The sequence below is a fragment of the Dokdonia sp. R86516 genome (assembly GCF_044596715.1).
Taxonomy (GTDB): domain Bacteria; phylum Bacteroidota; class Bacteroidia; order Flavobacteriales; family Flavobacteriaceae; genus Dokdonia.
Map to the genome: position 1 here is coordinate 1,720,292 of NZ_CP138998.1, position 12,385 is coordinate 1,732,676.

Consider the following 12,385-nt stretch of genomic DNA (forward strand, 5'->3'; position numbering starts at 1 on the left):
TTTTAAATGCCTCAACATATGAATAAAGTTTTTACACTATTAGGAGTAGTTTTATGTAGCGTACTTGGCTCAAGCCTTCAAGCGCAAGATCAACCTAATACTATTACAACGGCAGTGCCATTCTTGGTAATAGCGGGAGACGCGCGAGCGGCTGGAATGGGAGAGCAAGGTGTTGCTACTAGTCCAGATGCATATGCTGTGCAGTGGAACCCAGCTAAACTTGCATTCTTGCCTAACAAACATAACGTAGGTATTAACTATACACCTTATCTCGGTAACTTAGTAAACGATATAGGTTTACTGCAGGCGGTTTATGCAAATCGTATTGATGATCGTAGTGCTTTTGCGGCTAGTGTAAGATATTTTAGTCTTGGTACTATCAACACGAGAAACAGTGCTCAAGATCCTGGTCTTGATGTAAAACCTAATGAATTTTCTATAGATGCAACCTACGCGCTTAAACTTGATGATCAGTTCTCTATGGCGGTTTCTGGACGTTTCTTGCAAAGTAACCTTCGTTTGCAACAACTAGATCAATTTGCAGATGCAAGTCCAGCGAGTTCTTTTGGGGTAGATATCTCAGGTTATTACCAGTCTGAAGAGCAAGTGTATAGTGATTTTGATGGTAGGTGGAGAGCAGGTTTTAATATTTCAAACATAGGGCCTAAGGTCAAATATGACGATGCTGGGCAAGAAAATTTTATACCTACAAACCTAAAGTTAGGTGGTGGATTTGATTTTATACTAGATAGTTATAATAAGATTTTTGTTGGTCTTGAATTTAATAAATTACTAGTGCCTACACCGCCTATTCGTGGTCGAGCAGATACTAATGGAGACGGAGAAATCACTCAAGATGATGACGTCGTGATCCTAGCGGGTCAAGATGATGATGTAAACTTCTTCTCTGGAATCTTTCAGTCTTTTGGTGATGCGCCAGATGGATTTAGTGAAGAGCTTAAGGAGGTTACTTGGTCTCTTGCTACAGAATATACTTATAACGATGTTTTTGCGTTGAGGGCTGGTTATTTTAATGAAAGTGAGTTAAAAGGTTCTCGTAAGTTTGCAACACTAGGAGCAGGTTTTGAGTTTAACGCAATAGATGTAGATCTTTCTTATCTTTTCTCAACAGGATCTGTTATTAGTCCTCTAGAAAGTACGCTGCGTTTTGGACTTACCTTTCATTTCGGAGATGAGTACGACGAGTATTAAAACATGATATTTGCGAAAGCAAAAAAAGCTTATGAAAAAAATAAAAATTGAATCGTTTCTAGATGTGTACCCTTCAAAAGATTCACTTCCAGAAGCGATTTCATCATTAATGGATGCTGCTTTTGAGGCAAGAGAAAAAGCCTATGCGCCATATTCAGAATTCTTAGTTGGAGCCGCGTTACTTTTAGATAATGGAGTGGTAGTCACAGGAAATAATCAAGAAAATGCCTGCTATCCTGGTGGTCTGTGTGCAGAGCGTACGGCTATTTTTTATGCATCTTCACAATATCCAGATGCAGCGATGGTCTCTATGGCAATCACGGCAAGAGCAAAAGATAAGGAGACTACGGTGCCTATTCCACCATGCGGTATTTGTAGACAAGCAATTGCAGAGTATGAAATAAAGCAAAAAATGCCTATTTCACTCTATTTTATGGGAGAGCGTGGAGAGGTTTTAAAAAGTGATTCTTTAGAAAACATTCTTCCGCTATTGTTTACTTCAAAATATTTATAAGGTTCATTAGTGCTAGATTAGGCCTTTTGGTATCATAAATTAAGTTGTTGTTTTTGTGTTGAGTACGCTTTCGCGAAAGCTTGATCTCTCTAGTTTTAATCTACGAAACCGTTTGCGTAATTTTTCTTTGAAATCAACTTTACCATATCTTCTTAATTGGTTATTTTTGTTATTCGCTCAAAAATGTGCGGCATTTATACGCTTTTAAATGAAAAAGATAACCAAAGAAACATACCTTAATTGGTACGAGGAAATGCTCTTCTGGCGCAAGTTTGAAGATAAGCTAGCTCAAGTATATATACAGCAGAAAGTCCGCGGATTTCTTCACCTATACAACGGTCAAGAAGCGATCCTTGCAGGTTCATTGCATGCAATGGATTTATCTAAGGATAAAATGATTACTGCATACCGTAATCACGTACAACCTATTGGTATGGGGGTAGACCCTAAGCGAGTGATGGCAGAGTTGTTTGGTAAAGCGACGGGTACATCTCAAGGTCTTGGTGGTTCTATGCATATCTTCTCTCGTGAGAAAGGATTTTATGGAGGTCATGGGATTGTAGGAGGACAGATACCTTTAGGGGCTGGAATGGCTTTTGGAGATAAGTACAATAAAACTGGAGCGGTAACACTTTGTTATTTTGGAGATGGTGCAGCTCGTCAAGGATCTTTACATGAAACGTTTAACATGGCAATGCTCTGGAAACTTCCAGTAGTATTTTGTGTAGAGAATAATGGTTACGCAATGGGAACATCTGTGGCTCGTACTGCAAACCATGAAGATATCTGGAAACTAGGATTAGGATATGAAATGCCTTGTGGTCCTGTAGATGCTATGAATCCAGTTGCTGTAGCCGAAGCTATGGACGAGGCTATAGAGCGTGCTCGCCGTGGTGATGGTCCAACATTTTTAGAACTTAAAACATATAGATATAGAGGTCACTCTATGTCTGACGCTCAGCACTATCGTACTAAAGACGAAGTAGCAGAGTATCAAAAAATAGATCCTATTACTCAGGTTAAAGAGACTATTCTTGAAAAGGGATACGCAACCGAAGAAGAGATCAAGGTAATGGACAAACGTGTAAAATCACGTGTGGCAGAATGTGAAAAATTTGCCGAAGAAAGTCCGTTCCCAGATGTAAACGTGATGTACGATGTAGTGTACGATCAAGAAGAATATCCATTTATACCTCATAGACTTTAAGTTATGGCAGAAGTAATAAATATGCCGCGTCTAAGCGACACGATGGAAGAAGGAACAGTTGCTACTTGGCTTAAAAAAGTAGGTGACAAAGTAGAAGAAGGAGATATCCTTGCTGAGATCGAAACAGATAAGGCAACCATGGAGTTTGAATCTTTTAACGAAGGTGTGCTATTACACATCGGGATTGAAGAAGGTCAAACCGCAAAAGTTGATGTTCTTTTAGCTATCATTGGTGAAGAAGGAGAAGACATTTCTGGGTTATTAAATGGTGGTGACGCTTCCGCGAAAAGTGGAGAAGACCAAGCATCATCTTCTGATGAGAAAGAAGAGACTGCAGCTCAAGATAAAGCCAATGACGAATCTTCTGATGAAGAAGAATCTGCCGATGCTGGATCAGATATTCCTGAAGGAGTTGTCGTAGTAACTATGCCACGTCTGTCTGATACGATGGAGGAAGGGACAGTTGCTACTTGGTTAAAAGCCATAGGTGATAAAGTGGAAGAGGGAGATATTCTTGCTGAAATAGAAACCGACAAGGCGACTATGGAGTTTGAATCATTCCAGTCTGGTACTTTATTACACATAGGTATTAATGAAGGTGAGACGGCAAATGTTGATGCGCTACTTGCAATCATAGGCCCAGAAGGAACAGATGTTTCTGGCGTGGTAAAAAGCGGCGGAGTTACTAAAAAAGAAGCTCCAAAGAAAGAAGAAAAGAAAGAGGCTCCAAAAGCTGATAAAAAGGCAGATGCTCCAAAGGCAGCGCCTAAGAAAGATAATAATACAAGCTCTGCTTCTGGTTCTTCAAAACCTGCAACAAATACTAACGGAGGACGCATATTTGCTTCTCCACTAGCAAAGAAAATAGCAGAGGAGAAAGGAATAAACCTAGCGCAAGTAAAAGGTTCTGGTGAAAATGGACGTATCGTAAAAAGCGATGTTGAAAACTTCACACCTGGTGCTAGTCAATCTTCTGGAGCAGGAGTGCAGCAATTTGTTGCTACAGGTGAAGAGAGTTTTGAAGAGATTGAAAACTCTCAAATGCGTAAAGCAATCGCTCGCGGACTTGGTAAATCTAAGTTTACAGCGCCTCATTACTACTTGAACGTAGAGTTCAATATGGAGAATATGATGAGCTTCCGTAAGCAGTTTAATGCACTACCAGATACAAAAGTATCTTTTAATGATATGATCATTAAAGCAACGTCTATCGCATTAAAACAGCATCCGCAAGTAAACTCTCAGTGGTTTGATGATAAAATGCGTCTCAATCACCATGTACATATTGGTGTAGCGGTAGCAGTTCCAGATGGTCTTGTTGTCCCTGTTGTAGAATTTGCAAATGAAAAGACATTGCAGCAAATTAATGCAGAGGTAAAAGTACTAGCAGGAAAAGCACGTGATAAGAAGCTTACTCTTCCAGAAATGGAAGGTTCTACCTTCACTATTTCAAATTTAGGAATGTTTGGTATCACAGATTTTACTTCAATTATTAATCAGCCTAACTCTGCTATCCTATCTGTAGGAGCAATTGTAGAGAAGCCTGTGGTAAAAGATGGAAAGCTTGCTGTGGGACACACTATGAAGCTTACACTTGCTTGTGATCACCGTACTGTAGATGGTGCAACTGGAGCACAATTTTTACAAACACTTAAAACGTATATTGAAAACCCAGTATTAATGCTGGCGTAGTCAATAACAAATATAGAATGATAAACCCACGCAACTGCGTGGGTTTTTTTATCTTTAGCTTTATGAAAAATATCTTAGTATTAGTAGGAGCCCTTGTTTTAGTGGGCTGTGGGTCACCCGCTCCTTTAGTAGGTGTAAAGGGAGAAAACGTGAGTACTGCACCAGCGAGCCAAGTAACGATGGTTATGCCAGACATCAAAAAAATGAAGTCTGTAAAAAGCACGATGGAGTTTCTAGCTTCAGATGAGCTTCAAGGTCGTGATACGGGAAGTAAAGGAATTGAGATGGCGGCACAGTTTATAGAAGCTCGCTTTAAAGACGCTGGAATAAAACCTTATTTTGAGAATTATCGTGATCCGTTTGACGCAAATGGTGTTGAGGCATTTAATATTGTAGGCGTGCTGGAAGGAAATGATCCGGAGCTCAAAGATGAGGTAATTATCATAGGCGCACATTATGATCATATTGGTACTGCAAAAGCTGTTGGTGATGATACCATAGCAAACGGAGCAAACGATAATGCTGCTGGTACCACTACGGTACTTGCGCTTACAGATCATTTTACTAAAGCAAAAAGTAATAAACGTACCATTATATTTACTCTTTATTCTGCCGAGGAAAAAGGTTTGTTGGGGTCAAAAGACTTATCTAGCAGGCTCAAGGCTGCGGGTATTGATTTATACACGATGATCAGTATTGAGATGGTAGGAGTGCCTATGGTGGGTAAAGATCACTCGTTATATGCCTCAGGTTATGAAAAATCTAACTTTGCAGAAAAATTCAATCAATATGCAGGAGAAAAGGTTGTTGGTTTTCTTCCAAAGGCAAAAGAATTTAATCTTTTCAAGCGTAGTGATAACTATCCTTTCTTTTTAGATTTTAATATTCCTGCACATACTATTTCTTCATTTGACTTTACAAATTATGATCACTATCATGGCGTAGGTGATGAAGCAGATAAAATGGATATCGACTTTATGGAAGGACTTATTAAAAAGTTAATCCCAGGGATCACGGGAATGGCAAATAGCCCTAACAAAGAGATTAAAATGAACTAATGAAAAGAATCATAATTACAGGTACGAGTAGAGGGATAGGTTTTGAGCTTGCAAAGAAGTTTGCAAAAGAAGGGCACCAAGTACTTGCGCTTTCGCGAAAGCATACTCCTTGTGCAGATTTAAATTTACAGAATCTCACTGCTTTTCCATTTGATATTACAGACCAATCACATTTTCAAAAAGTCATAGATTTTATTGAAAGTGATTGGGAAGGAGTAGATGTGCTCATAAATAATGCGGGTGCTTTACTTAATAAGCCATTTGCAGAGACTACCGTTGCAGATTTTGAAATGGTGTACAAAGTAAACGTGTTTGGCGTTGCCGAGTTAACGCGTACGGTACTTCCATATATGACAGCTGGTGCACATGTAGTAACGGTGTCTAGTATGGGCGGAATCCAAGGAAGCATGAAGTTTCCGGGTCTAGCTGCATATAGCTCAAGTAAAGGAGCGGTTATTACATGGAGCGAACTCTTAGCCGAAGAATATAAGGAACAGGGCATAACATTTAATGTACTGGCTCTAGGTGCCGTGCAGACAGAAATGTTAGAAGAAGCATTTCCTGGCTATGAGGCGCCCTTAACGGCTATGCAAATGGCAGATTATCTGTCTAATTTTGCCTTAACAGGAAATCAGTTCTATAACGGTAAAGTATTGCAGGTTTCTGCTAGTACACCGTAAGTGGTAAGTGATCTTTAAAACGATTTGTAATTTACGTGGTAGAAGTCCTCAAAAAATATATTCCAGAAAGAGCGGCTGCTCCTGTCTTTGCTTTGATAAAAGAGCATGCTGTTTATCTCAAGATTGTAAATGAACGAGTAACAAGACACGGGGATTATAGAATACTTGCAGATGGGCAGCACCAAATCACAGTAAACGTAAGTCTCAATAAATACAGGTTTTTAGTCACTTTAGTTCATGAAATAGCGCATCTAGTTGCTTTTAAAAAATATGGTAGAGCAATCAAGCCTCATGGTAAAGAATGGAAACATACTTTTCAATACCTGATGTTACCTTTTATAAGACCAGAAATATTTCCAGTAGATTTATTACCTTATTTAGCGCGACATTTTAAAAATCCTAGAGCGAGTAGTGATACAGATGCTCATCTTTCTGTAGCGCTAAAGAACTATGACCCACCTAGTAATAAAAATTATATATTTGAGTTGCCCACGGGATCTACATTCAAGATTTATAATGGGAAAATATTTAAAAAAGGCAGAAAGCGTGTAAAACGTTATGAATGTATAGAGATAAGTACAGGTAGAACATATCTATTTCAGCCTAACGCCGAGGTAGAAATCATAGATTAAATAGTATGGAGAACACTAAGAATTATTACGCATTGTTAATGGCAGGAGGAGTAGGTTCAAGGTTCTGGCCAGTGAGCACACAATCATTTCCAAAGCAGTTTCATGATATGCTAGGCACTGGGGAAACCTTGTTGCAAAAGACATTTAATCGTCTAGCTAAGATTGTTCCAGAAGACCAAATTCTCATACTAACTAATACAGATTATAATGATCTTGTAAAAGAGCAATTGCCTTCTATCAAACAAAAAAACATCGTACTTGAGCCAGCTATGCGCAACACAGCACCGTGTATTCTTCTTTCTGCATTAAAGGTGGAGAAAGAAAACCCAGATGCCGTGATGGTCGTCGCCCCTAGTGATGCGTGGATAGAAGATGAAGATGCCTTTGTTGAAGATCTTCAGAAAGCTTTTGATGCAGCACAACAAGAAGAGACCATTGTAACATTAGGTATACAGCCTAGCTTTCCTAATACTGGATATGGTTATATAAACTATGATAAAAGTGATAACGCTTTCGCGAAAGCGGTAAAACGTTTTACAGAAAAACCGGACTATCCTACTGCTAAGGAATTTGTTGCCAGTGGAGAATATCTCTGGAACGCAGGAATGTTTATATGGAGCGTAAAAACGGTTGTAAACAGTTTTAAATCTTTCTTACCAGAGATGTACAATTTACTTAACGAGGGTAATGAGGTGTACAATCTGCCAGAAGAGCAGGATTTTATAAATGAGGCATATCCAAAAGCAGAAAATATAAGTATCGATTTTGGAGTGATGGAGAAGCATCAAAATGTAAAAGTGGTTCCAGCAACTTTTGATTGGAATGATCTAGGTACTTGGGGATCTCTCTATGATAAAATGGAGGGAGATTCTGGAAAGGATGCAGTTGTAAATGCGCGTATCATCACAACAAATACCTCAGGAAATATCATTAGAACTGCAAGTAATAAAGTGGTAGTAGTAGACGGACTTAAAGATTATATTATCGTCGAAAAAGAAGATGTTCTCGTTATTGTGCCTAAAAGTAAAGAACAAGACATTAAAGAAATACGCAATGAGGTGCAATCTAAATTTGGTAATAACTTAGGATAGTGGAAAACAAAGATAATATAGGGGCAAATCCAGATCCAAAGCCCAGCGAACTCAATATTGATCCTAACGAGGATATGAGAGATGAGGCAAAGGGTCTCTGGCAAAGCATAAAAGAGTTCTTAAGTGACCTTCTTGATATAAGAGAAGATACAGATAGATCTACCACGGTAGAGGCTATTCGTAAAGACATACCTTTTAAGGGGCATAACGCGTGGATTCTCATTTTTTCCATTTTTGTTGCGAGTATTGGGCTCAATGTAAGTAGTGCCGCTGTAGTAATAGGTGCCATGCTTATAAGCCCGCTTATGGGGCCTATAGTTGGTATAGGTCTTTCTATAGCTATAAATGACGCTATCATGATGAAGCGATCATTTGTAAACCTTGCAGTGATGATAGTGCTAAGTGTGCTTACAGCTACCTTATATTTTAGTTTATCACCGGTTAAAGAAGTAACGCCAGAATTGATGGCGCGTACTTGGCCTACTATTCTTGATGTATTTATTGCGATTTTTGGTGGTCTTGCACTTATTGTTGCAAAGACCAAGTCTGGAACCATAGCGAGTGTAATATTTGGTGTTGCTATTGCTACTGCCTTAATGCCGCCTTTATGTACAGTAGGGTATGGACTTTCTCAATCTATAATAGGAAATAGCGAAGGACTTTACTGGGCGTTAGGAGCATTATATCTTTTCTCCATTAACGCTGTGTTTATAGCGCTAGCGACGTTTACAGTATCAAAACTTCTTAAGTTTCCGCTGGTTAAATATGCAAACCAGAAAAATAGAAAGCGTACTACACGTATGGCAACGCTTATTGCTATACTCGTTTTAGTGCCAAGTGTATGGACGTTTTTAAGACTGCTTAATCAGCAAATTTTTATAACTAAAGCAAAGGCCTTTGTTACAAATACAATTAAATACGAAGGAGCAGAAATTGTAAAAGAAACCGATGATGCCGAGAAGCGCCGCATTGATATTTATCTCATAGGGAAGTTAGTACCTCAAAACCTTATTGCTCAATGGGAGGATGAGTTTAAAAAGACCGAAGACTGCGAGAATTGTACTTTAGTTGTGCATCAAGGGGCAGATCAAAGTGGTGAGCTGGCAGCAAGATTAAGTACTGAGGTTCGTTCTGGTATTCTTGAGGATCTATATGTAAAAAATCAAGAAGCAATGAGTTCTAAGGATGAGCAAATACGTCTTTTAGAGAATGAGGTCACACAGCTCAGAGGCACAGCACTGCCATTTGCTTCTATGCGCAATGAGGCAAAGATTAATTATGATGGTCTTAAGCGATTTGGTTACGCTACAGAGATTACTACAGACTTTTCTGGAGGGATTGATACCTTAACGGTAGTGCGAGTAGAGTGGGCAGATAGCTTATCGCAAAGCGTTAGAGATAAACAACAACAGAAGCTCGGACAATGGATGAAAGAGCGTTTTAGTCTTGATACTGTAGTTGTAAATGGTAATGTGTGGAGTAAAAAATAACATACTTTATTTCAGTATGTGAGAGAGACTGTTAACCGGCTATTGATATTGCTTAAGGTAATAAGTACGTTTTCGCGAAAGCGTAACTTCTAAGAGTTTTGTGCTTCTCGTACCATTTTAAAAAGATTTGAGGAATACACAAAGTTGGTTACGTCCTCATTATCTGTTTTAAAAATTTCATCTTTAGTTCCTTCCCAGGCTAAGTGTCCTTTCTGAAGGTATACAATATGATCTCCTATTTCCATCACAGAATTCATATCATGAGTGTTGATGATGGTTGTGATATTTTGCTCAATGGTAATCTCTCTAATGAGATTATCAATTACGGTAGCAGTATTAGGATCTAACCCAGAGTTAGGCTCATCACAAAAAAGATATTTTGGATTGTTTACGATACTTCTTGCGATAGCGACACGCTTTTGCATTCCTCCAGATATTTCTGAAGGTAGCTTGTGGTTTGCATTTTCTAGATTAACGCGGTTGATGACCACATTTGCTCTTTCTATGCGTTCTTTCTTTTTCATCTTTGTAAACATCTTGAGCGGGAAAGCGATGTTCTCTTCCACAGTCATTGAGTCAAACAAGGCGCTACCTTGAAAAACCATCCCTATTTGCTCTCTAAGCTCTCGTTGATGCTCATCGTCAAGTTGTGAGTATGGATTACCGTCATAAATTATTTGTCCACTGTCGGGCTTAAAAAGGCCTAGCATAGTTTTTAAGAATACCGTTTTACCAGATCCAGAAGTACCTATGATAAGGTTAGTCTTACCAGATTCAAACTTGGTTGAGAAGCCTTTTAAAACTTCGTTGTCACCAAATGACTTTCGTATTTCTTTTACTTCTATCATCTAGCTTAATAATAATTGAGTGACTATAAAGTTTACGAGAATAATAGCAACACTGGTCCATACAAACGAAGTTGTACTTGCTTTACCTACTTCTAAAGCGCCGCCACGCATGTAGTATCCATGGTATGCGGGAATAGTAGCTAGTAAAAATGCAAATAAGAACGTCTTAAAAAATGCGTAGAAAAGCTGAAAAGGAATAAAATCTTGTTGAAGTCCTGATAAAAAGTCATTACTAGGTGCAAAACCTCCATAAACAGCTGCCGTATATGCGCCTATGACTCCTAAAAACATTCCTATTGCGATTAAGAATGGGTAGATGCACATTGCTACAATCTTCGGGAAGATGAGGTAGTTTAAGGAGTTGATACCCATAACTTCTAGAGCATCTATCTGTTCTGTCACGCGCATTGTACCTATACTAGAAGTGATAAAAGATCCTACTTTTCCAGCCATAATTACTGACACAAAAGTAGGAGCAAACTCTAGTATTATGGATTGTCTTGCTGCAAACCCAATGAGTGATTTTGGTAATAACGGATTGGTAAGGTTAAGCGCTGTTTGTATAGCAACAACGGCTCCTACAAAAAAGGAGATAAATGCAACAATACCAAGAGAGCCTATAATCAAATCGTCAATTTCCTTAAAAATAAGATCACGCAACACTCTACCCTTTGTAGGTTTTACAAAGGTGTTTTTTATCATTAAGAAATACTCACCTATAGAGTGTAGGTATGACATTGACTGTGTTTAAGTGGCTAATGTAGGTATTAATACGATTGTTAAAATAGTATTTAAGATAGGTTTATGACTACTGCTGTTTGAGTAATTTTTTCATTTTGGTATGAATAGCAGTATTCTCATAGATTCCCATGAACTCAGAAGCACCAGGACCATAAGCAAAAACTGGCACCATCGTAGCACTGTGCCCACCTGTAGAAAATGATGGTTCTATCGTGTTATAATCTCCCGCTTTTGATGCTAGTGTAAATCCGCCCGTCTCATGATCTGCAGTTACAATAACGAGTGTGTTGCCATCTTTCTCAGCATAATCAAGCACTTGACCTATCACCGTGTCAAAGTCTATTAGTTCGCTTATTAAATACTCGCTGTCGTTATTATGTCCGCCCCAATCTACTTGAGAACCTTCTACCATTAAGAAAAAACCTTTCTTGTTTTGAGAAAGTTTCTTGATGCCAAGTTGAGTAGCATCATATAAAAAAGAACCGCGACCATCTAAAAATTTAGGCATTCCACTGTCTGCTAGTAAGAAACCATAATTTTTATCTTTTTTCATTGATAACGCTGGATCTAGTCTGTCTAAATACATTTCGTACCCCTTAGATTCAAGTGTTGCTACGAGATTATTTCCATCTTCTCTATTTTCAAAATATTTGCGTCCTCCACCAGCAAAAAAGTCAACGCCAGAGTTGACGATGTCTTCGGCAATTTCTAACTCCATCTTTCTAAACTTTTGATGAGCATAGAAACTTGCAGGGGTTGCATGAGTGATGGTTGAAGTTGCTATAACACCTGTAGCAAAACCTCTTTTTTCCAGATCTTCAAGAATAGTTGGTGCAGCGATGGTGTCTGTATTAACTCCAATAGCTCCATTATAAGTTTTTAAACCTGTAGAAAAAGCCGTAGCTCCACTAGCCGAGTCTGTAATCAAATCACTAGCCGAAGAAGTTTTAATGAGTCCTATCGTTTTAAAACGATCATAATTTGACGGCTGCGTGTTGTAATATTGACTAGCAGAAATCTGGCTCAAACCAGTACCATCTGCTATCATAAGTATAATGTTCTTAGGTTTTTTATTTTGTGCGGTACTGCTTACAGATGCACAAGATATGGTCATACCTATTACACATAGCGATAGATATTTTGATATAGACTGTATATTCATTGTAGTAAAAATTTAAGCAAAAGTAATTAATGTCTCAGTGACAATTTTAAAGATTAGG

12 protein-coding genes are annotated in these 12,385 nt (G+C 38.5%); 9 read left to right on the plus strand and 3 right to left on the minus strand.

Annotated features, from left to right (window positions below; genetic code table 11):
* The first annotated feature begins 18 nt into the window (after window positions 1-18).
* The 9 genes from porV (at window position 19) to SJY23_RS07870 (ending at window position 9,576) form a co-directional block, all read left to right on the plus strand.
* Window positions 19-1,212, plus strand: coding sequence for a type IX secretion system outer membrane channel protein PorV (gene porV, locus SJY23_RS07830; RefSeq protein ID WP_396595918.1), 1,194 nt, complete (start codon window positions 19-21; stop codon window positions 1,210-1,212).
* Window positions 1,213-1,243: 31 nt separating this feature from the next.
* Entirely contained in the window at window positions 1,244-1,726 is a 483-nt protein-coding gene (locus tag SJY23_RS07835; RefSeq protein ID WP_035334485.1) for a cytidine deaminase, read from the plus strand.
* Between the two features lie 208 nt (window positions 1,727-1,934).
* Entirely contained in the window at window positions 1,935-2,933 is a 999-nt protein-coding gene (gene pdhA / locus SJY23_RS07840; protein WP_035334484.1) for a pyruvate dehydrogenase (acetyl-transferring) E1 component subunit alpha, read from the plus strand.
* Between the two features lie 3 nt (window positions 2,934-2,936).
* Complete coding sequence (locus SJY23_RS07845) at window positions 2,937-4,625, plus strand: pyruvate dehydrogenase complex dihydrolipoamide acetyltransferase (protein ID WP_396595919.1); 1,689 nt, start codon at window positions 2,937-2,939, stop codon at window positions 4,623-4,625.
* Between the two features lie 62 nt (window positions 4,626-4,687).
* Window positions 4,688-5,683, plus strand: coding sequence for a M28 family peptidase (locus SJY23_RS07850; protein WP_396595920.1), 996 nt, complete (start codon window positions 4,688-4,690; stop codon window positions 5,681-5,683).
* Complete coding sequence (locus SJY23_RS07855) at window positions 5,683-6,363, plus strand: SDR family NAD(P)-dependent oxidoreductase (protein WP_396595921.1); 681 nt, start codon at window positions 5,683-5,685, stop codon at window positions 6,361-6,363. Before SJY23_RS07850 ends, SJY23_RS07855 begins: the two co-directional genes overlap by 1 nt.
* A gap of 35 nt (window positions 6,364-6,398) precedes the next feature.
* Window positions 6,399-6,995 carry a SprT-like domain-containing protein gene (locus SJY23_RS07860; RefSeq protein ID WP_396595922.1) on the plus strand — a complete coding sequence of 199 codons (597 nt, stop codon included), beginning with the start codon at window positions 6,399-6,401 and terminating at the stop codon, window positions 6,993-6,995.
* A 5-nt stretch (window positions 6,996-7,000) separates the two neighbouring features.
* Window positions 7,001-8,086: a mannose-1-phosphate guanylyltransferase gene (locus SJY23_RS07865; protein WP_396595923.1), complete on the plus strand. Its 1,086-nt coding sequence runs from the start codon at window positions 7,001-7,003 to the stop codon at window positions 8,084-8,086.
* The gene (locus SJY23_RS07870; protein WP_396595924.1) at window positions 8,086-9,576 is read left to right on the plus strand and encodes a DUF389 domain-containing protein; all 1,491 of its coding nucleotides are present in this window, start codon (window positions 8,086-8,088) and stop codon (window positions 9,574-9,576) included. The genes SJY23_RS07865 and SJY23_RS07870 overlap by 1 nt, the downstream gene beginning before the upstream one ends.
* A gap of 89 nt (window positions 9,577-9,665) precedes the next feature.
* On the opposite strand, the gene SJY23_RS07875 is transcribed toward SJY23_RS07870, so the two are convergent.
* The 3 genes from SJY23_RS07875 to SJY23_RS07885 all read right to left on the minus strand — a co-directional run bounded on the left by SJY23_RS07875 (window position 9,666) and on the right by SJY23_RS07885 (window position 12,327).
* On the minus strand, window positions 9,666-10,424 hold the full coding sequence (locus SJY23_RS07875) for an ABC transporter ATP-binding protein (RefSeq protein ID WP_035334478.1): 759 nt from the start codon (window positions 10,422-10,424) through the stop codon (window positions 9,666-9,668).
* Window positions 10,425-11,162, minus strand: coding sequence for an ABC transporter permease (locus tag SJY23_RS07880; protein ID WP_035334477.1), 738 nt, complete (start codon window positions 11,160-11,162; stop codon window positions 10,425-10,427).
* Window positions 11,163-11,232: 70 nt separating this feature from the next.
* On the minus strand, window positions 11,233-12,327 hold the full coding sequence (locus SJY23_RS07885) for an alkaline phosphatase (RefSeq protein ID WP_035334476.1): 1,095 nt from the start codon (window positions 12,325-12,327) through the stop codon (window positions 11,233-11,235).
* Window positions 12,328-12,385: the final 58 nt, after the last annotated feature.